The sequence below is a fragment of the Pseudomonas sp. Nvir genome (assembly GCF_963778085.1).
GTDB classification, from domain to species: domain Bacteria; phylum Pseudomonadota; class Gammaproteobacteria; order Pseudomonadales; family Pseudomonadaceae; genus Aquipseudomonas; species Aquipseudomonas juntendi.
The window spans coordinates 712,128-731,045 of record NZ_OY970405.1 but is presented as its reverse complement, the minus strand read 5'-3'; the positions used below and the strand labels follow the sequence as shown (position 1 = coordinate 731,045).

19 protein-coding genes and 5 tRNA genes are annotated in these 18,918 nt (G+C 63.1%); 15 read left to right on the top strand and 9 right to left on the bottom strand.

From position 1 onward, the window contains the following. From AACG97_RS03685 to yacG, 3 genes are read left to right on the top strand one after another with little or no spacing between them, the layout of a single operon-like run. Nucleotides 1–867, top strand: coding sequence for a prepilin peptidase (locus tag AACG97_RS03685; protein WP_197885153.1), 867 nt, complete (start codon nucleotides 1–3; stop codon nucleotides 865–867). After that, on the top strand, nucleotides 867–1,490 hold the full coding sequence (gene coaE, locus AACG97_RS03680) for a dephospho-CoA kinase (RefSeq protein ID WP_225786133.1): 624 nt from the start codon (nucleotides 867–869) through the stop codon (nucleotides 1,488–1,490). The genes AACG97_RS03685 and coaE overlap by 1 nt, the downstream gene beginning before the upstream one ends. Further along, nucleotides 1,487–1,687 (top strand): DNA gyrase inhibitor YacG, encoded by a 201-nt coding sequence (gene yacG, locus AACG97_RS03675; RefSeq protein ID WP_009683001.1) that lies wholly within the window; start codon nucleotides 1,487–1,489, stop codon nucleotides 1,685–1,687. The genes coaE and yacG overlap by 4 nt, the downstream gene beginning before the upstream one ends. A gap of 50 nt (nucleotides 1,688–1,737) precedes the next feature. Here yacG and AACG97_RS03670 read toward each other — a convergent pair whose 3' ends face one another. Next, nucleotides 1,738–2,421, bottom strand: a complete 684-nt coding sequence (locus AACG97_RS03670; protein WP_009683002.1) for an energy-coupling factor ABC transporter permease — start codon at nucleotides 2,419–2,421, stop codon at nucleotides 1,738–1,740. A 131-nt stretch (nucleotides 2,422–2,552) separates the two neighbouring features. Between AACG97_RS03670 and AACG97_RS03665 the strand changes: the two genes are divergently transcribed. The 3 genes from AACG97_RS03665 to AACG97_RS03655 all read left to right on the top strand — a co-directional run bounded on the left by AACG97_RS03665 (nucleotide 2,553) and on the right by AACG97_RS03655 (nucleotide 4,869). After that, nucleotides 2,553–3,182, top strand: coding sequence for a DUF1780 domain-containing protein (locus tag AACG97_RS03665; protein ID WP_009683003.1), 630 nt, complete (start codon nucleotides 2,553–2,555; stop codon nucleotides 3,180–3,182). A 133-nt stretch (nucleotides 3,183–3,315) separates the two neighbouring features. Continuing rightward, the gene (locus AACG97_RS03660; RefSeq protein ID WP_033744188.1) at nucleotides 3,316–3,489 is read left to right on the top strand and encodes a DUF3094 family protein; all 174 of its coding nucleotides are present in this window, start codon (nucleotides 3,316–3,318) and stop codon (nucleotides 3,487–3,489) included. A gap of 84 nt (nucleotides 3,490–3,573) precedes the next feature. Next, complete coding sequence (locus AACG97_RS03655; RefSeq protein WP_009683004.1) at nucleotides 3,574–4,869, top strand: NAD(P)/FAD-dependent oxidoreductase; 1,296 nt, start codon at nucleotides 3,574–3,576, stop codon at nucleotides 4,867–4,869. 186 nt (nucleotides 4,870–5,055) lie between these two features. Here AACG97_RS03655 and AACG97_RS03650 read toward each other — a convergent pair. The 8 genes from AACG97_RS03650 to rluD form a co-directional block, all read right to left on the bottom strand. Next, nucleotides 5,056–5,131: transfer RNA gene (locus AACG97_RS03650), tRNA-Lys, on the bottom strand. Nucleotides 5,132–5,136: 5 nt separating this feature from the next. Further along, nucleotides 5,137–5,213, bottom strand: a tRNA-Pro gene (locus tag AACG97_RS03645). A 47-nt stretch (nucleotides 5,214–5,260) separates the two neighbouring features. Continuing rightward, nucleotides 5,261–5,336 (bottom strand) — tRNA-Lys (locus tag AACG97_RS03640). A 6-nt stretch (nucleotides 5,337–5,342) separates the two neighbouring features. Further along, a tRNA-Pro gene (locus AACG97_RS03635) sits at nucleotides 5,343–5,419 on the bottom strand. A gap of 3 nt (nucleotides 5,420–5,422) precedes the next feature. Then, a tRNA-Asn gene (locus AACG97_RS03630) sits at nucleotides 5,423–5,498 on the bottom strand. Between the two features lie 462 nt (nucleotides 5,499–5,960). Continuing rightward, on the bottom strand, nucleotides 5,961–8,525 hold the full coding sequence (gene clpB / locus AACG97_RS03625; RefSeq protein ID WP_009683005.1) for an ATP-dependent chaperone ClpB: 2,565 nt from the start codon (nucleotides 8,523–8,525) through the stop codon (nucleotides 5,961–5,963). A 172-nt stretch (nucleotides 8,526–8,697) separates the two neighbouring features. Then, nucleotides 8,698–9,438, bottom strand: a complete 741-nt coding sequence (gene pgeF / locus AACG97_RS03620) for a peptidoglycan editing factor PgeF (RefSeq protein WP_115293346.1) — start codon at nucleotides 9,436–9,438, stop codon at nucleotides 8,698–8,700. Beyond that, nucleotides 9,435–10,397, bottom strand: coding sequence for a 23S rRNA pseudouridine(1911/1915/1917) synthase RluD (rluD, locus tag AACG97_RS03615; protein WP_009683007.1), 963 nt, complete (start codon nucleotides 10,395–10,397; stop codon nucleotides 9,435–9,437). The genes pgeF and rluD overlap by 4 nt, the downstream gene beginning before the upstream one ends. 147 nt (nucleotides 10,398–10,544) lie before the next feature. Here rluD and AACG97_RS03610 point away from each other — a divergent pair, with 147 nt between their 5' ends. The 9 genes from AACG97_RS03610 (at nucleotide 10,545) to AACG97_RS03570 (ending at nucleotide 18,918) form a co-directional block, all read left to right on the top strand. After that, on the top strand, nucleotides 10,545–11,564 hold the full coding sequence (locus AACG97_RS03610; protein ID WP_009683008.1) for an outer membrane protein assembly factor BamD: 1,020 nt from the start codon (nucleotides 10,545–10,547) through the stop codon (nucleotides 11,562–11,564). A gap of 94 nt (nucleotides 11,565–11,658) precedes the next feature. Continuing rightward, on the top strand, nucleotides 11,659–11,889 hold the full coding sequence (locus AACG97_RS03605; RefSeq protein ID WP_009683009.1) for a PP0621 family protein: 231 nt from the start codon (nucleotides 11,659–11,661) through the stop codon (nucleotides 11,887–11,889). Between the two features lie 183 nt (nucleotides 11,890–12,072). Then, on the top strand, nucleotides 12,073–12,837 hold the full coding sequence (locus AACG97_RS03600; protein ID WP_197885337.1) for a FadR/GntR family transcriptional regulator: 765 nt from the start codon (nucleotides 12,073–12,075) through the stop codon (nucleotides 12,835–12,837). Between the two features lie 90 nt (nucleotides 12,838–12,927). Next, nucleotides 12,928–14,130: an ABC transporter substrate-binding protein gene (locus tag AACG97_RS03595; RefSeq protein WP_144187517.1), complete on the top strand. Its 1,203-nt coding sequence runs from the start codon at nucleotides 12,928–12,930 to the stop codon at nucleotides 14,128–14,130. 65 nt (nucleotides 14,131–14,195) lie between these two features. Continuing rightward, nucleotides 14,196–15,056 (top strand): branched-chain amino acid ABC transporter permease, encoded by an 861-nt coding sequence (locus tag AACG97_RS03590; RefSeq protein WP_029887332.1) that lies wholly within the window; start codon nucleotides 14,196–14,198, stop codon nucleotides 15,054–15,056. A gap of 1 nt (nucleotide 15,057) precedes the next feature. Then, nucleotides 15,058–16,077 carry a branched-chain amino acid ABC transporter permease gene (locus tag AACG97_RS03585; RefSeq protein ID WP_225786134.1) on the top strand — a complete coding sequence of 340 codons (1,020 nt, stop codon included), beginning with the start codon at nucleotides 15,058–15,060 and terminating at the stop codon, nucleotides 16,075–16,077. Next, entirely contained in the window at nucleotides 16,077–16,829 is a 753-nt protein-coding gene (locus AACG97_RS03580; RefSeq protein ID WP_009683014.1) for an ABC transporter ATP-binding protein, read from the top strand. The genes AACG97_RS03585 and AACG97_RS03580 overlap by 1 nt, the downstream gene beginning before the upstream one ends. Then, entirely contained in the window at nucleotides 16,829–17,524 is a 696-nt protein-coding gene (locus AACG97_RS03575; protein WP_009683015.1) for an ABC transporter ATP-binding protein, read from the top strand. The genes AACG97_RS03580 and AACG97_RS03575 overlap by 1 nt, the downstream gene beginning before the upstream one ends. 116 nt (nucleotides 17,525–17,640) lie before the next feature. Continuing rightward, complete coding sequence (locus AACG97_RS03570) at nucleotides 17,641–18,918, top strand: Zn-dependent hydrolase (protein ID WP_009683016.1); 1,278 nt, start codon at nucleotides 17,641–17,643, stop codon at nucleotides 18,916–18,918.

Sequence of the window (18,918 nt, the reverse complement as noted above, 5' to 3'; positions counted from 1 at the left end):
ATGACTTTATGGACCTTGCTGGCTGAACAGCCGGCGTACTTCTACACCCTGGCGAGCGTGCTCGGCCTGCTGGTAGGCAGCTTTCTGAATGTGCTGGTGTACCGCCTGCCGATCATGCTGGAGCGCCAATGGCAGCGTGAAGCGCAGCAGGTTCTGGGGCTGCCGACTACGCAGCACCCGCGCTTCGACCTGTGCCTGCCTGCTTCGCGCTGCCCGCAGTGCGCACACCCGATTCGCCCGTGGCAAAACATTCCAGTGCTCAGCTACCTGACCTTGCGTGGGCGCTGCTCTGCCTGCAAGGCCCGCATCAGCCCGCGTTACCCACTGGTGGAAGTGGCCAGCGCACTGCTGTCGCTGCTGGTGGCCTGGCGTTTTGGTGCGTCGGCCGAAGGGCTGCTGGCATTGCCGTTGACCTGGTGCCTGCTGGCCCTGAGCCTGATCGATGCCGATCACCAGCTGCTGCCGGACGTGCTGGTGCTGCCGATGCTGTGGCTGGGGCTGATCGTCAACGCCTTTGCGGTGTATGTGCCGCTGGGCAGTGCGGTATGGGGGGCGGTGGCGGGTTACCTCTGCCTGTGGTCGGTGTACTGGCTGTTCAAGCTGGTCACCGGCAAGGAAGGCATGGGTTATGGCGACTTCAAGCTGATGGCGCTGATCGGCGCCTGGGGTGGCTGGCAGGTGCTGCCGTTGACGCTGCTGTTGTCGTCGGTGGTCGGGGCGCTGGTTGGCCTGTGCTTGTTGCATTTGCACCGGCACGCACTAGGCGCGGCGATGCCGTTTGGCCCTTATCTGGCCATTGCGGGGTGGATTGCCGTGCTCTGGGGTGATGAAATATACGCCTCTTACCTGCAACTGCTGGGATACTGATGACCACTGCGGCGTTCCCCCCCTGGATTCTCGGCCTTACTGGCGGCATTGGCAGCGGCAAAAGCGCCGCCGCCGAGCGCTTCGTCGAGCTTGGCGTGCACCTGGTCGACGCCGACCAGGCCGCACGCTGGGTGGTCGAGCCCGGCCGCCCGGCCCTGGCCAGCATTGTCGAGCGCTTTGGCGCGGGGGTGCTGCAAGCCGACGGCCAGCTCGACCGTGCCGCGCTGCGCCAGCTGATTTTCGCCGACCCCGCGCAGCGCAAATGGTTGGAGCAACTGCTGCACCCGCTGATCGGGCAGGAGATTTTCAGCTACCTGGCCAAGGCAGAGTCGCCGTATGCGATCTATGTGTCGCCGCTGCTGATCGAGTCGGGGCAGCACCACAAGACCCAGCGCGTGCTGGTGATCGATGCGCCGCAGGCGCTGCAAGTGGCGCGTACCCTGGCCCGGGACAACACCAGTACCGAGCAGGTGCAGGCGATCCTGAAGGCCCAGCTGGCCCGTGAGGAACGCTTGCGCCATGCCGACGATGTGGTGGTCAATGACGGCGACCTCGCCGCGCTGCATGAGCAGATTGACCGCCTGCACCACTTTTACCTGACTTTGAAAGGAGGCCAGCCATGAGCCAGCCATTGACCGTCGATTGCCCGACCTGTGGCGCACCTGTGGAATGGACCGAGAAAAGCGCGTTCCGGCCGTTCTGCTCAGACCGCTGCAAGCTGATCGACCTGGGTGCCTGGGCAGCGGAGGAACACAAGATTCCTGGGGCGCAGGAGTCCGAGGACGAGCTGTATTCAGGTGACCTGGAGTCGCGGCATTGAACTGACCCACCTGCCGGGCAGGCGGTGATGCATCGGCATAGCCTGCGGGCTCAGTGCTCATCGTCCTTCCACGGCGCCTGCAAATACCGGGTCCGGTTGAAGGTTTCCAGCCAGTCCGGGCAAAACACCACCAGCGCACTGATCACCATGCCGTTGATGAACGCTTCGGGGAACATCATCAGCCACAGGTAACCGACAAAGTCGCCAAGCCACTCTGGCAGCGCAAAGCGCCCGTCCAGCCACAATAGCCCCAGCGCCACCGGCACGCAGACCAGCACCGTGAGTGCGGCAGGGAAAAACCCTGAGCAGAAGATGTAAACGAACAGGTTCCGCGGTTGTGCCCGCTCCACCACAAGGGCGCACACCTCGGTGATCAGCACCGGCAAACCCACCAGTAACAGACCATTGACCCCCAACGCCGCCAGGTCCTGGCGCCCCAGCACCAGCAGGCCCAGCTGGGCCATGAAACCGCCCAGCACGGCCAGTGGCCAGTCCAGCAACAGGGTAACCGCCGTCATGCCGATGAAGTGGTACGCCACGCCGGTATCGAAATCGCGCCTTACCAGCCACAACGCGAACAGGCAGAACACCGTGCCAAACAGCAGGTGCTGGCGGCGCCGGTCGGTAAGCAGTTCCACCCAGCGAACCTGGCTGGCGGCCCAGGCCAGCAGCGGCACGTAACCCAGCCAGCCAAGGCTCAGGGTGGTGCCAGACAACACCTGTGCGCTGATCACTGAATAATGCCCCTTGCCGGCTTGTGGATAAGGGCAGTGTACACGCAAACTTCCCGGCCCCTCTGCAGCGGACGGCCTGCGGCCGCATGCGTGCCTCTTGCTGTCATCGATTAACGGCTAAGCTTGTGTGCATGGATGACTCCGACTACCTGCGCCTGCTGACCATTCAGGCCGAACAAGCCAATGCCTTCCTCTCCAACGCCCGCAAGTGGGAGCGGGAGCGGTGGGTGTGCCAGCGACTGTTGCAGGGGCTGAACATTCCCTACCGCAGCGAAGACTTCACCCCGGCCGGGCAAGAGCCGCCCGACGTGCTGTTTCGCGACGCCGCCTTCGAGGTGTTTTTCGTGCTCGACGAGGGCCGCCGCCTGAATGATGAATGGCGCGAGGAGCTGCAGCGCCGGCGCAGTGCATTTTCCCTGGCGCAGCTGGTGCGCCGCGAAGCCCGCCCACGGCGCATCAGTGCCACCGAACTGCTCGGGCGGCTGGCGCCCACCTTGCGCAAGAAGGCGCGCAATTATCGCGAGCGCGGGCTGGAGCTGAACGAGCTGGACATCATTGCGTTTTCCAGCCTAAAGCGCGAGGTGCTGGACCTGAACACCCACTTCCCGCCGCCCACCGAATACCTGCGCCAGGGCTGGCGCTCGCTGTCGCTGGTCGGGCCAACCTTTGCCCGCGTGCTGTTCGCCCACCCCGATGCGCCAGATTTCCTGCGCAGCAACCTGGGGCGCAGCATCGTCTTCGACGTTGGCATCAGTCTTTGATCCCGTGCAGCGAGTGTTTGCGATGGCGTACACTCGGCGCCAGGGATAGAACGCATTATCATTTGTTTCAAGCGCTTGCACGAACGCTGTAGCGTTTGTGCAGTCTCTTACGTCTACCTGACGAGGCCCTACCATGACCAGCCGCCTGAACCCGGAAGATCAGCGTCGTGTCGATGAGTATCTGCGAGCCCCACAGCACCAAGTCGAGCGCCGCCCCTTCCGGCCATGGCTGCTCCTTGTGCTGGTGGTGGCCGTGACCATCGGGTTGGGCCTTGTCAGCCGCCTGCTGAGTGGACTGGTGCTGTGAGCTGCCTTGCGCTCGCCCTCCCCTCGTGCAGTTTGCGGCCGCCCCCAAAGGGCAAGCATTCCGTAAACCTTATGAGATATCCCCATGACTCATCGCATCGTGATTGTCGGCGGCGGCGCCGGCGGCCTGGAACTGGCGACCCGCCTGGGTAAAACCCTGGGCAAGCGCAAGCAGGCCGACGTCACCCTGGTCGACACCAACCTCACGCACATCTGGAAGCCATTGCTGCACGAAGTGGCCGCCGGCTCGCTGAACTCCTCGGAAGACGAACTGAACTACGTGGCCCAGGCCAAGTGGAACCACTTCAACTTCCAGCTGGGGCGCATGAGCGGCCTGGACCGTGAAGGCAAGCAGATCCAACTGGCCGCCACCCTGGACGAAGAGGGCCGCGAGCTGTTGCCTGCACGTACCCTGGGTTACGACACCCTGGTCATTGCCGTGGGCTCCAATACCAACGACTTCGGCACCCTGGGCGCGGCGCAGCACTGCCTGTTCCTGGACACCCGCAAGCAAGCCGAGCGCTTCCACCAGCAACTGCTCAACCACTACCTGCGTGCCCACGCCGGCGACGTGGCCAGCGAGAAAATCAGCGTAGCCATTGTGGGTGCGGGCGCCACCGGTGTGGAGCTGGCGGCCGAGCTGCACCACGCGGCCCACGAGCTGGCGGCCTATGGCCTGGACCGCATCCAGCCCAAGGACATGCACATCACCATCATCGAGGCCGGCCCGCGCGTTCTGCCGGCGCTACCGGAGCGCATCAGCGTACCGGTGCACAAGACCCTGGAAAAACTCGGGGTCAAGGTAATGACCAATGCCGCTGTCAGCGAAGTCACCGAGGACGGCCTGAAAACCAAGGACGGGGAGGTGATCCAGGCCAGTTTGAAGGTGTGGGCGGCCGGTATCCGTGCGCCCGGTTTCCTCAAGGACATCGATGGCCTGGAAACCAACCGCATCAACCAGCTGGTGGTACGCCCTACCCTGCAAACCACCCGCGACGACAACATTTTCGCCTTTGGCGACTGTGCGGCGTGCCCGCAGCCAGACAGCGACCGCAATGTACCGCCACGCGCGCAAGCGGCGCACCAGCAGGCGTCGATGCTGGCGCAAAGCCTTAAAGCACGGCTGGAGAACAAGCCGCTGCCCACGTATGCCTACAAGGACTACGGCTCGCTGGTTTCACTGTCGCGCTTCTCGGCGGTGGGCAACCTGATGGGTAACCTGATGGGCAGCGTGAAGCTGGAAGGCTGGCTGGCGCGGATGTTCTATGTGTCGCTGTACCGCATGCACCAGATGGCGTTGTACGGGTTCTTCCGTACGGCATTGATGATGTTGGGCAGCAAGATTGGCCGGGGTACCGAGCCGCGGTTGAAGTTGCACTGACAAACATGCAATAGAGGCTGCCTGTACAGGCCTCATCGCCGGCCAGCCCCCCCCCAGAGGCTGCAACAGGCTCAAGGCCTTGGTTTGCCCCTTGTTGGATCGGGTTTTACCCGCTCCAACAAGGCAAGGGTGCATTTTCCCGAGGCAAAGAAAAAGGGCATCTCGTAGGAGATGCCCTTTTTTGCATGGTGGGTCGTGTAGGATTCGAACCTACGACCAATTGGTTAAAAGCCAACTGCTCTACCAACTGAGCTAACGACCCAAAAATGGTCGGGGTGAGGGGATTCGAACTCCTGACATCCTGCTCCCAAAGCAGGCGCGCTACCGGACTGCGCTACACCCCGAGGTCTTTCAAAAAAAAGGGCATCTCTTTGAGATGCCCTTCTTTACATGGTGGGTCGTGTAGGATTCGAACCTACGACCAATTGGTTAAAAGCCAACTGCTCTACCAACTGAGCTAACGACCCGGAAAATGGTCGGGGTGAGGGGATTCGAACTCCTGACATCCTGCTCCCAAAGCAGGCGCGCTACCGGACTGCGCTACACCCCGAGATGGCTCCGCGACCTGGACTCGAACCAGGGACCCAATGATTAACAGTCATTTGCTCTACCGACTGAGCTATCGCGGAACTGAACTTCGGTACTACTTTCCGATTTGCTACTCCGAAGACTGTGTTCGCTTCGGACTCTTGAGCTTCGCTGCTTTCGCGTTGTAGCTGCTGAGGCCGGCTATTCTACATTCTTCGTTTTGCTTGTCAACCACTTTTTTTCATTCAACTTACTGATTTGTAAGTTTTTTTGCGACCATCGTTACTGCTGATGATTCGCTTAGTGCCTGACAACGCGGCGTATATTAGGGGCACTCGTTTTTTGATGCAAGCAAAAATTTCAAAAATTTCAGCGGGTTATCCAGACAGGCTGGGAAAGCCCGAATTTGCTGGGGCGGTGCCGGCTTCTTCGCGGGTGAACCCGCTCCTACAGGATTGTGCGCAGGCTTCAAGGCTGCAGGTAAACGTATGACCCGCTAACAGGCCAGCGCAGACAGCCAGGCAAAAAAAGCCCCGCAAACGCGGGGCTCATGGTGAAGCAGGTCAGCCAAAGACGATTTCGTCGCCTTCCACCTTGGCAGTGATCGCGGTACCCGGCATGAACTTGCCTGCCAGGATCAATTGCGCCAGCGGGTTTTCGATCCAGCGCTGGATCGCCCGTTTCAGCGGGCGGGCACCGTAGACAGGGTCGTAACCCACGGCGATCAGCTTGTCCAACGCTTCCGGGCTCAGGCTCAGCGACAACTCGCGCTCCAGCAGGCGGCTGCGCAGGCGGCCCAGCTGTATCTCGGTAATGCCGGCGATCTGCTCGCGGCCCAGCGGCTCGAACACCACCACTTCGTCGATACGGTTGATGAACTCCGGACGGAAGTGCGCCCCTACTGCATCCATCACTGCCGCACGCTGTGCCTCGCGGTCGCCGACCAGCTCCTGGATCTGTGCCGAGCCCAGGTTGGAGGTCATCACGATCACCGTATTGCGGAAGTCCACGGTGCGCCCGTGGCTGTCGGTCAGGCGGCCATCTTCCAGCACCTGCAGCAACACGTTGAACACATCCGGGTGGGCCTTCTCCACCTCGTCCAGCAGCACCACCGAGTAGGGCTTGCGCCGTACCGCCTCGGTCAGGTAACCGCCCTCTTCGTACCCTACGTACCCGGGTGGCGCACCAATCAGGCGAGCCACGGAGTGTTTCTCCATGAATTCGGACATGTCGATGCGGACCATGGCCTCTTCAGTGTCGAACAGGAACTCGGCCAGTGCCTTGCACAGCTCGGTCTTGCCCACACCGGTAGGGCCCAGGAACAGGAACGAACCACTTGGCCGGTTGGGGTCGGACAACCCGGCACGTGAGCGGCGCACGGCGTTGGCCACGGCGGTTACCGCTTCGCCCTGCCCGATCACGCGCTGGTGCAGCAACGCTTCCATTTTCAGCAGTTTTTCGCGCTCGCCCTCCAGCATCTTGGATACCGGAATACCGGTCCACTTCGACACCACCTCGGCAATCTCTTCCTCAGTCACCTTGTTGCGCAGCAACTGGTTCTCGGTCTTGCCGTGCTGGTCGACCATCTGCAGGCTGCGCTCCAGGTCCGGGATTACCCCGTACTGCAGCTCGGCCATGCGGCTCAGGTCGCCCTTGCGGCGGGCAGCCTCCAGCTCCTGGCGGGCCTGCTCGATCTTTTGCTGGATTTGCGCCGAGCCCTGTACTTCGGCTTTCTCCGAAGCCCAGATTTCTTCCAGGTCGGAATACTCGCGCTCAAGCCGTTCGATTTCTTCGGTCAGCTTCTCCAGGCGCTTTTTCGCTGCCTCGTCTTCTTCCTTCTTCAGCGCCTGCGATTCCACCTTCAACTGGATCAGGCGGCGATCGAGGCGGTCGAGCACTTCCGGCTTGGAGTCGATCTCCATGCGGATGCGGCTGGCCGCTTCGTCGATCAGGTCAATGGCCTTGTCCGGCAACTGACGGTCGGTGATGTAGCGGTGGCTGAGTTTGGCCGCAGCGATAATGGCACCGTCGGTGATGGCCACCTTGTGGTGCACTTCATAGCGTTCTTTCAGGCCACGCAGGATGGCGATGGTGTCTTCTTCGCTCGGTTCCTCTACCAGCACTTTCTGGAAGCGGCGCTCCAGGGCGGCGTCTTTCTCGATGAACTGGCGGTACTCGTTCAGCGTAGTGGCGCCCACGCAGTGCAGTTCGCCACGGGCCAGGGCCGGCTTGAGCATGTTGCCTGCGTCCATGGCACCCTCGCCCTTGCCGGCGCCAACCATGGTGTGCAGTTCGTCGATGAACAGAATGATCTGGCCTTCCTGCTTGGACAGCTCGTTCAGCAGCCCTTTCAGGCGCTCCTCGAACTCACCGCGGTACTTGGCACCCGCAATCAGCGCGCCCATGTCCAGCGCCAGCAGGCGTTTGCCTTTCAGGCCGTCGGGCACTTCGCCATTGATGATGCGCTGGGCCAGGCCCTCGGCGATGGCGGTCTTGCCCACGCCGGGTTCGCCGATCAGCACCGGGTTGTTCTTGGTACGGCGTTGCAGCACCTGCACCGTACGGCGGATTTCGTCGTCGCGGCCAATGACCGGGTCCAGCTTGCCTTCTTCGGCACGCTTGGTGAGGTCGACGGTGTACTTGTCCAGCGCCTGGCGTGACTCTTCGGCGTTGGCGTCATTCACCGCCGCGCCACCGCGCAGGTTGTTGATGGCATTTTCCAGGGCCTTTTTGCTGACACCCTGGCTGAGCAGCAACTTGCCCAGCTTGCTGTTCTCGTCCATGGCGGCCAGCAACACCAGCTCGCTGGAAATGAACTGGTCGCCCTTTTGCTGGGCCAGGCGGTCGGCCTGGTTGAGCAGGCGCGCCAGGTCCTGCGACATGTTGACGTCGCCGGTGGGGTTCTGGATTTTCGGCAGCTGGTCGAGTTCTTTCACCAGTGCCTGGCGCAGGCTATTGATATCGAAGCCCACTTGCATCAGCAGTGGCTTGATCGAGCCGCCCTGCTGTTCGAGCAATGCCTGCAAGAGGTGCACGGGCTCGATGGCAGGGTGGTCCATGCCTACGGCCAGGGATTGGGCATCGGATATTGCAAGTTGCAGCTTGCTGGTCAAACGGTCTATTCGCATGGTGTACCTTCCTTTAAAGGGCAGGTCGGAGCGATGGACAGCGCCTGTTTATAAAGAAACCTGCCTGAGATGCCTTTATAGATAAGGCTGATTCTGGAAGATTCAAGCGTAGCGGGGTTGACCGGGATCAACGGGTTGGATTAGCGCTTGGGGCAGGCGGTGCCCATCAAGGCTAGAGCGGCTGCAACCACACCAGCGAAGCGAAGCGGCCACCCTGCGGCGTACGGCGGTAGGAGAAAAACCGCTCGTCACTGACCGTGCACCAGCCACCGCCATAAACAGCCGATACCCCACGGGCCGCCAGGCGAATGCGCGCCAATTCGTAGATGTCTGCCATCAGCTTGCCTGGCCGCTCGCCCTCGACAAAAGCCCGGGCGGCTTCAGGGTGCACGGCAGTAAAGGCATCGCGCACTTCCAGCCCCACTTCGAAGGCCTTGGGCCCGATCGCCGGCCCCAGCCACACCAGCACCTCCTGGGGCGCCAGCGCCAGGCGGTCGAGGGTGGCTTCCAGCACGCCACCCGCCAGCCCGCGCCAGCCCGCATGCGCCGCCGCCACGCGGGTGCCCGCACGGTCACAGAACAGTACAGGCAGGCAGTCGGCCGTCATCACGGTGCAGGCAATGCCGGGCTGGCTGGTGCAGCTGGCATCGGCCTCGGCGACCACGGCCGGGTTGGCATCCGCCACCTCCAGCCCATGCACCTGCTTGAGCCAGGCTGGCTGGATGGCGAACTGCTCGCGCAGGCGGCGACGGTTTTCGGCAACCGCGGCAGGGTCATCCCCCACATGGTCACCCAGGTTGAACGTGGCGTAGGGCGGCAGGCTCACACCGCCCTGACGGGTGGTGACACAGGCGCGTACCGAGGCCGGGGCTGGCCAGTCGGGAAACAGCAGCGTCCGCGCCAGGTCACTCATCCGATGAAGCTCTCACGGTCCTGGTTGAGCAGCGACAGCAACCAGACGAAGTCGTCGGGCAGTGGCGACTCCCACTTCATGACTTCACCGGTGATCGGGTGGGCCAGGGCAAGGAACCGCGCGTGCAGCGCCTGGCGCGGGAAGCTTTTCACTGCCTCGACCATGGTTGGGCTGGCAGCCGGCGGAATGCGGAAGCGGCCACCGTAGGTCTGGTCGCCGACCAGCGGAAAGCCCACATGGGCCATGTGCACGCGGATCTGGTGGGTGCGGCCGGTTTCCAGCTTGACCCGTACATGGGTGTGCGAGCGGAAGCGCTTGAGCACCCGGTAGTGGCTGACGGCTGGCTTGCCGCCGTCGGTGACCGCCATGCGCTGGCGCATGCCGCCGTGGCGACCGATCGGGGCGTCGATCTTGCCACCGGCGGTGACCACGCCGATGACGATGCACTCATAAATGCGGCTGACCTTGCGCGCCTGCATCTGCTCGACCAGCTTGGTCTGCGCCTGCAGGGTCTTGGCCACCACCATCAGCCCGGTGGTGTCCTTGTCCAGGCGGTGAACGATACCGGCACGCGGCACGTTGACGATGTCTGGCACGTGGTGCAGCAGCGCATTGAGCAGGGTGCCGCTGGCGTGCCCGGCAGCCGGGTGCACGACCAGCCCGGCGGGCTTGTTGATGACCATGATGTGGTCGTCTTCGTAGACGATATCCAGTTCGATATCTTCTGCTACCCACTCACCCTGGGCTTCCTGTTCGGCCTGCAGGGCAAGCTGGGAGCCACCGTGAACGAGGTCGCGAGGGCGCACGACGGCACCATCGACCGTCAGGCGGCCCTCTTTGATCCACGAAGTTAGCCGCGAACGCGAGTACTCGGCGAACAATTGGGCGGCGACCTGGTCGAGGCGTTGGCCGCCCAATTCGGACGGGACCTCTGCGCTAAGTTGAATGATCTCGGACATGCTCGATTCGGCGGGCGCACAGCCTTTGGTTTCGGCTGCGAGCTTGTGGTTAAATACGGCTTCTTTTGTCCCGGGGTTGGCCGGGGCGCTCATCATAACAGGACGGCACCGCCCAAAACAGCGGCCGTCAAAGGGACGCAAGCCGCCATGCAAGTGAAACACCTGCTGCTGATCGCCATCCTTGGGCTCACCGCGGCCTGTTCCTCGAATAAGGAAGTCATCGACGAGAACCTCAGCGAGGCCGAGCTGTACCAGCAGGCCCAGGCTGATCTGGACAACTCCAGCTACACCAGCGCCGTGAACAAGCTCAAGGCCCTGGAGTCGCGCTACCCGTTCGGCCGTTATGCCGACCAGGCGCAGCTCGAACTGATCTACGCCAACTACAAGAACGCCGAGCCCGAGGCTGCCAAGTCGGCTGCCGAGCGCTTCATTCGCCTGCACCCGCAGCACCCGAACGTGGACTACGCCTACTACCTCAAGGGCCTGACCTCGTTCGACCAGGACCGTGGCCTGCTGGCGCGCTTCCTGCCGCTGGACATGACCAAGCGTGACCCGGGTGCTGCCCGCGACTCGTACAACGAGTTCGCCCAGCTGACCAGCCGCTTCCCCAACAGCCGCTACGCGCCCGATGCCAAGCAGCGCATGATCTACCTGCGCAACCTGCTGGCGTCGTACGAAATCCACGTGGCCGACTACTACCTGAGCCGCCAGGCTTACGTGGCTGCCGCCAACCGTGGCCGCTACGTGGTCGAGAACTTCCAGGAAACGCCTTCGGTTGGTGACGGCCTGGCCGTAATGGTCGAGTCGTACCAGAAGATGCACCTGGACGAACTGGCCGCCACCAGCCTGGAAACCCTCAAGCTCAACTACCCAGACCACCCAAGCCTGGTCGATGGCGAGTTCCAGCCCAAGCAGACCGAGTCTGACGGCCGCGGCTGGCTGTCCAAGGCCACCCTGGGCCTGATCGAGACCGACACGCCGCTGCCGCCGGGTGAAACCCGCGCCAATCAGGACGTGGTCAAGCAGTTCCAGGACGCGCGCGACGAGATGCCGCAAGAGCTGCTGCCCAAGGATGAAAACGGCGACCCGATCGTGCCCGAGGGCCCGAAAGAGGCCGAGAAAGACCGCTCTTGGTTCAGCTACATGACCTTTGGTCTGTTCGATTGACCGACCGCGGTAAATGAAAGGGAGGCCTTGGGCCTCCCTTTTTTATTGGCTGCATCCTAGACTGTCGGCTTCTTCCATCAACAAGCTGGACACCATGGTTCGCCTACTTTTCTGGATCGCCCTGATCGCCGCCGCGTTCTGGCTGTGGCGCAAATTCAAAATCAGCCAGCAGTCGCGCCCCGACGCCAAGCTCGATGCGCCACTGACGATGGTGCGCTGCGCCCATTGCGGCGTGCACCTGCCCAATGATCGGGCGCTGCAGCAGGGCAACGAGTGGTATTGCAGCCAGGCCCACCTGCAGCAAGGTCCTGGCCGCCAAGGCTGAACAAAGAGCCCTGTGGGAGCAGGTTTACCCGCACCCACAGGGTCTGCAGTCCATACACCTCTTCACATATCCCTCCCCGACCCTTTCACACCAAATACGACCCCTCCCCCTCCCCCAGCATTGACCCACCCCGGCAAAATTCGCTAAATCCTATTTATCCGCATAAATATGAAAAATAGCGAAATGCTCAAACCCAAACGCAAGCGCCAAAAGCTGTCGGATGTGATCGTCGAATCGGTCAAGCGCTCGATCGTCACCGAAGCGCTGCACCCCGGCGACCGCCTGCCCACCGAGCGTGAACTGATGGAACACTTCGAGTGCTCCAAGGGCACTGCCCGCGAGGCACTCAAGGCTCTTGAGGTCGAAGGCCTGGTCAGCACCCGCACCGGCCCTGCCGGTGGTGCCTACCTGGCCGAGGTCGGCACCGAGCCCGCCAGCCGAGCGCTGCGCAACTACCTGCACTTTCAGCACCTGGACGGCGAGCAGGTGTACCAGTTGCGCAAAGTCATCGAGGTCGAGTTGGCAGTGTCGGTAATGGGCCAGCTGAGCGAAGCGGACTATGCCGCGCTTGAGGCCAACATCGACTTCTGCAGTGCGCCGGAAGACAGCGAAGAGGGCCAGCGCGAACAGCGCCTGGCGGAGCTGGAGTTCCACACCCTGCTGGCCCACCGCTGCCCCAACCCGTTGCTGCGCTTTATGGCAGTGTTCCTCAACGACTTGCTGCGCGACCTGGTGGTGCTGAAAAAAGCCTACATGCCCAAGCGTCAGCAGTTCGCCGCAGCCAACATCGACTACCACAAACAACTGCTGAGCGCCCTGCGCGCCAGTGACGAGCCCAGCGTACGCCGGCTGATGCACGAGCACATGTGCGACGCCGAACACCACATGACCGCACTGGAGGGCGAGGTCGCCCGCCACTTCCTGCTGGAGTTCAACCACCACCACTGATCCGCCTGGAAAGAGGCCTGCTCACAGGCCCGGCCGTACCCGCTTTGTCATTGCCACTCCTGCCTAATAACCACAACCAAGGAGTTACCCATGCAAAGACGTACCCTGCTCAAGGCAGGCCTTGCCCTGGGTGCCTTCGGTAGCCTCCCCTTGGGAGCACACCGGGCATTCGCCGATCAACCGTTGACCTTCTATGGGCTCAAGTCCATGTCGGGTGCCTTCGCCAGCTACGGCAAGTACGCCGACATGGGCTCGCGCCTGGCCATCGCCGAATACCCGCAGTTGCTGGGGCGCCCGCTCAAGTACAAAGTCATCGACACCGAAGGCAACGCCGGTAAGGCCGTGCGCAAGGTACAGGAAGCCATTGGCCAGGATGGCGCCCGCTTCTTCCAGGGCTGCACCCTGTCGTCTTCGGCGCTGGCGGTTTCCAAGGAAATACACAAGGCCGGTGGCGTGTTCATGACCCCGGTGGGCGCCGACGAAATCACCGGCAAGGACTGCAACGCCTCGACCTTCCGCTGGTCGGTGCCGACCTACGGCGCCATCCGCGAAACCCTGGTGCCGATGATTCGCCAACTTCCGCAGGCCAAGCGCTGGTACACCATCACCCCGCAATACGTGTTCGGCGACGCGCTGCTGGACAACGCCCGCAAAGTCTTCGCCGAGCAGGGCGTGGAACATATCGGCAACAGCTATCACTCGCTGCAAGAGCAGGAATTCTCGGGCTACCTCACCAATGCCATCGCGGCCAAACCCGACGTGCTGGTGCTGCTCAACTTCGGCAGCCAGGCCTCCAACGCGCTGCGCCAGGCGGTCAACTTCGGCATCAAGGACCGTATGAAAGTGCTGATGGTGTGGTCAGCCGGCCTCGACCAGTTCCAGGAGCTGGGCAGCGACGTGCTCGAAGGCGTGTACCTGGGCGCGCAGTACTGGCACCAGGTGGATACGCCGCTGAACCAGCAACTGGTTGCCGCCACCCGCAAGGCCTACGGCATCAACCCCAACTACCCGCTGGCCGCCGACTACATCGGCACCAAGGTCATGCTCGAAGCCATCGTCAAGGCCGGCAGCCTGGACGGTGCCGCCGTCTCTGCAGCACTGCAGGGCATGCGTTTCCAGGGGCCGACCGGCGACGAGCTGATCCGCCCGAGCGACCACCAGGTGCTCAAGGATTACTACCTGCTGCGCGGCAAGCCCCAAGGGCAGATGCGCGACGAAGACGACCTGGCCGAAGTCATCAGCTCGGGCCGCTCGTTCGTCGAGCCCGACCACACCGGTTGCGCCCTGGCCTGAAGCCGCGGCGTTAGTCACTCACACTCGTACAGGCAGCCGCGCCGCGCGCTGTCGAGGGCACGCTCATGCTCGATTTGTACCTGTTCCAACTGCTCAACGGCCTGGGCCTGGGGATGATCTACTTCCTCATCGCCGTAGGCCTGACGATCATTTTCGGCTTGCTCAACTTCGTCAACTTCGCCCATGGTGCGTTCTTTCTGCTTGGCGCCTACCTGTGCTACACCGCCGTGGCCATCACCGGCAGCTTCTGGCTGGCGCTGCTGATCGCGCCCCTGGTGGTGGCCGCCCTGGCCTGGGCGGTCGAGCGCCTGTTGATCAAACGCATCTATCACCTGCCACACACCTTCCAGATCCTCGTTACCCTTGGCATCGCCCTGATCATCCAGGAAGCCTCGGTGCTGATCTGGGGCCCGGTGGGCAAGAACATCGCCGTGCCGCCCGAGCTGCGCGGGGTGTTGATCCTGGGTGACTTCATCTACCCGTACTACCGCCTGTTCCTGATCGGTTTTGCCGCACTGATCGGCGTTGGCCTGTGGCTGCTACTGGAACGCACCCGCTTCGGCGCCCTGGTGCGGGCCGGCAGCGAGAGCACCGAAACCGTGTCGCTGCTGGGTACCAATATCTTCCGCCTGTTCTCCCTGACATTCGCCCTGGGCGTAGGCCTGGCCGGCGTGGCCGGTGTGCTGTTCGCGCCGCTGCGCGGTGCCCAGCCCTTCGTCGGCCCGGAAATCCTCGGCATCGCCTTCGTGGTGGTGGTGATCGGCGGCATGGGCTCGTTTGGCGGTGCGCTGGTCGGCGGCCTGTTGGTGGGTGTGGTGCAAAGCATGATGACCAGCCTGTGGCCACAAGGCGCCAGCCTGATGATCTACGGCGCCATGGCGGCGGTGATCCTGGTGCGTCCGTATGGCCTGTTCGGGAGAGCCTGAGATGAGTGAAAAAAACCCTTTGCCAGTCGCCAGGGGCCGTGCCCCGGCACTGCTGTTGCTGGTAGTCGTCAGCCTGGTGGCGCTGCCGTTGCTGCTGCCATCGGCCACCCTGGCCACTGAAATCCTGATCTTTGCCCTGGCCGCGCTGGCCTGCAACCTGTTGCTGGGCTACACCGGCCTGCTGTCGTTCGGCCAAGGCATCTTCTTTGGTGTGGGCGCCTATGGCGCGGCATTGCTGATGATCCACCTGCAGTGGGGCATGTTCGCCGCGCTGCTTGGCGCCGCTGTATTCGGCGCCTTCCTCGCGCTGCTGGTGGGCGCCCTGGCCATACGCCGCACGGGCATCTACTTCGTCATGCTGACCTTGGCCTTCAGCCAGATGGCCTACTTCCTGGCCTATACCCTCAGTGGCTGGACCGGCGGCGACAACGGCCTGCTCGACGTACCACGGCCGAACATCGAGATCGCCGGCCATATGCTGGTCGACCTGGCCGACCCGCGGCACTTCTATGTGTTTGTCGCCGTGCTGTTCCTGCTGATCTTCGCCGGCGCCCTGCGGGTCATTCGCTCGCCGTTCGGCAGCACCCTGCTGGCCATCCGCGAGAACGAGACCCGCGCTGCTGCCATCGGCTATGACACCCGCCATTTCAAGATCCTGGTGTTCATGCTGTCGGGCGCCATCACCGGGATTGCCGGGGCGCTGTACGCCATGCTGCTGCATTTTGCGCCGCTGTCGAACATCGACCTGATGATGAGCGAGAACATTCTGATCATGACCATTGTCGGCGGTACCGGCTCGCTGTTCGGCTCGCTGCTGGGGGCCGGTGCCATCGTGCTGTTGGGCGATGTGCTGTCCGAACTGTGGCCACGCTGGCTGATGCTGCTTGGGGTGATCCTGATCCTGGTCGTGGTGTTCATGCGCGGTGGCCTGTGGGGCGGCCTGGCCGAACTGGCCAAGCGCCTGCTGGCTAGCCGTGCCTCCCACGACAAACCCCAGGCCAAGACCAAGGAGACCTTGTGATGAGCGACTACCTCCTGCAAACCCGCCAGCTGGAGTTGGCATACGGGCCGTTCAAGGCGGTCGCGGGCGTGGACCTCAACGTGCGCGCCGGCACCATTCACACCGTTATCGGGCCCAACGGCGCCGGCAAGACCAGCCTGTTCCACTGCCTGACCGGTGAGCGCCAGGCCACCGCCGGCAAGATCCTGTTCAATGGCCAGGACATCGTCCGCAAGCCGTCCCACGGCCGTGTGGCACTGGGCATGGCGCGTTCGTTTCAGCTCACCAGCCTGTTCCAGAACCTGTCGGTACGCGAGAACCTGCGCCTGGCGGCCCAGGGCCGCGATGGCCTGGGCGCGCTGAACTTCTGGCGTAGCGTCGAGCATAAGCGCAGCCACTGGAACACCGCCGACCAGGTACTGGAGCGCCTGCAGCTGACTGGCCGCGCCAACACCCTCGCCGGCGAGCTGTCGCACGGCCAGCAACGGGTGCTGGAAGTGGGCATGTCCATCTGCGCCAAGCCTACCCTGCTGATGCTCGACGAACCCACCTCGGGCATGGGCATTGATGACATCCCGGTCATGACCGACCTGATCAGCGACCTGGGCCGTGACCATACCGTGCTGTTGATCGAGCACAACATGAGCATCGTCATGTCGATCAGCCAGCGCATCACGGTAATGAGCCACGGCCAGATCCTGGTCGAGGGTACCCCTGAACAGGTGCGCAACGACGAACGCGTGCGCACTGCATACCTTGGTGAGGCCGCCTGATGCTCAACGTCGATTCGATCCATTCCTACTACGACAAGAGCCATGTGCTCGAAGGCGTCTCGCTCAAGGTCGAGGCAGGCGAACTGGTCACACTGCTTGGGCGCAACGGTGCCGGCAAGACCACCACCTTGCGCAGCATTCTTGGCATCGTTCGCCCTCGGCAGGGGCAGATCAGCTTCAACGGCCAACAGTTGGTCGGCCGTGAAATCTTCGACATTGCCCGGCTGGGCATTGCCCTGGTGCCAGAGCACCGCGGCATTTTCCGCCAGCTCAGTGTCGAGGAGAACCTGAAGATCGCCGTGCGCAAGACCAGTCGCTGGCAGCTGGAGGACGTGTACAGCATGTTTCCGCGGCTGAAGGAGCGGCGCCGTAACGGTGGCTTCGCGCTGTCCGGTGGCGAGCAGCAGATGCTGGCCATCGCCCGCGCGCTGCTCAACGGGCCCAAGCTGCTGATCCTCGATGAACCGACTGAAGGTCTGGCGCCGGTGATTGTCGACGAGCTGGTGAAGATTCTGCGGCGCATCAAGGACGAAGGGCTGTCGATCCTGCTGGTGGAGCAGAACCTGATGGTCTGCGATGCCCTTGCAGACCGCCACTACGTGCTGGAGCAGGGTCGGGTTGCCTACCAGGGCAGTGCGGCGCAGTTCCGTGAGGACCCGAGTATCAAGAACCGTTATCTGGCCCTGAGTGCCTGACCCAGACCTGCTTTTCTGTACCGGCCTCTTCCAAGGACTATGCAGGACCTGTGGGAGCGGGCAAGCCCGCGAAGAGGCCGGTACCAGCAACCCGATACTTTCAGGAGAGATGAACCATGAACACCCGCATCGATCCCCCGCAGCACCTGCTTGCCCAAGGCCCGCTGGTCAGCCGCGAACGCCTCTGGCAATCGCTGATGGACCTGGCCCGGCTCGGCGCCACCGCCAAGGGCGGCGTGTGCCGCCTGGCCCTGACCGACCTTGACCGCCAGGCCCGCGACCTGTTCGTACGCTGGTGCGAAGAAGCCGGCTGCACCGTCAGCGTCGACGCCATCGGCAACATTTTTGCCCGCCGCCCCGGCCGCAACCCGGCCCTGCCGCCTGTCATGACCGGCAGCCACATCGACACCCAGCCCACCGGTGGCAAGTTCGATGGCTGCTACGGGGTCATGGCCGGCCTGGAAGTCATGCGTACCCTCAACGACTTGAAGCTGACCACCGAAGCCCCACTGGAAGTGGTGGTGTGGACCAATGAAGAAGGCTCGCGCTTTCCACCGTGCATGATGGGTTCTGGGGTATTCGCCGGTAAGTTCGACCTGCAGCAGACCCTGGACAAGGTCGATGACCAGGGCCTGTCGGTGGGGGCCGAGCTGCAGCGCATCGGCTATGCCGGCCCGCGCGTACCTACCGGGCATGCCGTGGGTGCCTACTTCGAAGCGCATATCGAGCAAGGCCCGATACTGGAAGACCAGCGCACGACCATCGGCGTGGTACAGGGCTGCCTGGGGCAGAAATGGTTCGACCTGGTGCTGACCGGTGTAGAAGCACATGCAGGCCCCACCCCCATGCACTTGCGCAAGGATGCGCTGGTCGGTGCCGCCGAGGTCGTGGCTGCGGTCAACCGTGTTGCCCACGCCCACCAGCCGCATGCCTGCGGCACGGTAGGCTGCCTGACCCTGCACCCGGGCTCGCGCAACGTCATCCCCGGCCAGGTGCACATGACCATCGACCTGCGCCACCTCGACCCAGAGCACCTCGCCGCCATGGTCAGTGAAGTGCGCACGGCCATCGAAACCAGCGCAACGGCACACGGCCTTGCCTGGCAGCTCACCCCGACGGCCGACTTCCCGCCGTTGTACTTCGCCGAGCAGTGCGTGGATGCCGTGCGCCAAGGGGCGCGTGCGCTGGGCCTGAGCCACATGGATATTGTCAGTGGTGCCGGCCACGATGCGATTTTCCTCGCCGAGCTAGGCCCGGCCGGGATGATATTCGTACCGTGCGAAGGCGGCATCAGCCACAACGAAATCGAAAATGCCGCGCCGCAGGACCTGGCAGATGGTTGCGACGTATTGCTGCGCGCCATGTTCCAGGCCGCCAACCCAGGAGCCCGCTGA

What these genes read in the sequence shown, in the direction of transcription:
- AACG97_RS03610 (WP_009683008.1), top strand. Translation starts at nt 10,545, where the DNA reads ATGCAAGTGAAACACCTGCTGCTGATCGCCATCCTTGGGCTCACCGCG.
- coaE (WP_225786133.1), top strand. Translation starts at nt 867, where the DNA reads ATGACCACTGCGGCGTTCCCCCCCTGGATTCTCGGCCTTACTGGCGGC.
- AACG97_RS03660 (WP_033744188.1), top strand. Translation starts at nt 3,316, where the DNA reads ATGACCAGCCGCCTGAACCCGGAAGATCAGCGTCGTGTCGATGAGTAT.
- AACG97_RS03590 (WP_029887332.1), top strand. Translation starts at nt 14,196, where the DNA reads ATGCTCGATTTGTACCTGTTCCAACTGCTCAACGGCCTGGGCCTGGGG.
- AACG97_RS03655 (WP_009683004.1), top strand. Translation starts at nt 3,574, where the DNA reads ATGACTCATCGCATCGTGATTGTCGGCGGCGGCGCCGGCGGCCTGGAA.
- AACG97_RS03605 (WP_009683009.1), top strand. Translation starts at nt 11,659, where the DNA reads ATGGTTCGCCTACTTTTCTGGATCGCCCTGATCGCCGCCGCGTTCTGG.
- rluD (WP_009683007.1), bottom strand. Translation starts at nt 10,397, where the DNA reads ATGTCCGAGATCATTCAACTTAGCGCAGAGGTCCCGTCCGAATTGGGC.
- AACG97_RS03685 (WP_197885153.1), top strand. Translation starts at nt 1, where the DNA reads ATGACTTTATGGACCTTGCTGGCTGAACAGCCGGCGTACTTCTACACC.
- AACG97_RS03580 (WP_009683014.1), top strand. Translation starts at nt 16,077, where the DNA reads ATGAGCGACTACCTCCTGCAAACCCGCCAGCTGGAGTTGGCATACGGG.
- AACG97_RS03575 (WP_009683015.1), top strand. Translation starts at nt 16,829, where the DNA reads ATGCTCAACGTCGATTCGATCCATTCCTACTACGACAAGAGCCATGTG.
- AACG97_RS03585 (WP_225786134.1), top strand. Translation starts at nt 15,058, where the DNA reads ATGAGTGAAAAAAACCCTTTGCCAGTCGCCAGGGGCCGTGCCCCGGCA.
- AACG97_RS03665 (WP_009683003.1), top strand. Translation starts at nt 2,553, where the DNA reads ATGGATGACTCCGACTACCTGCGCCTGCTGACCATTCAGGCCGAACAA.
- AACG97_RS03570 (WP_009683016.1), top strand. Translation starts at nt 17,641, where the DNA reads ATGAACACCCGCATCGATCCCCCGCAGCACCTGCTTGCCCAAGGCCCG.
- AACG97_RS03600 (WP_197885337.1), top strand. Translation starts at nt 12,073, where the DNA reads ATGCTCAAACCCAAACGCAAGCGCCAAAAGCTGTCGGATGTGATCGTC.
- yacG (WP_009683001.1), top strand. Translation starts at nt 1,487, where the DNA reads ATGAGCCAGCCATTGACCGTCGATTGCCCGACCTGTGGCGCACCTGTG.
- AACG97_RS03595 (WP_144187517.1), top strand. Translation starts at nt 12,928, where the DNA reads ATGCAAAGACGTACCCTGCTCAAGGCAGGCCTTGCCCTGGGTGCCTTC.
- pgeF (WP_115293346.1), bottom strand. Translation starts at nt 9,438, where the DNA reads ATGAGTGACCTGGCGCGGACGCTGCTGTTTCCCGACTGGCCAGCCCCG.
- clpB (WP_009683005.1), bottom strand. Translation starts at nt 8,525, where the DNA reads ATGCGAATAGACCGTTTGACCAGCAAGCTGCAACTTGCAATATCCGAT.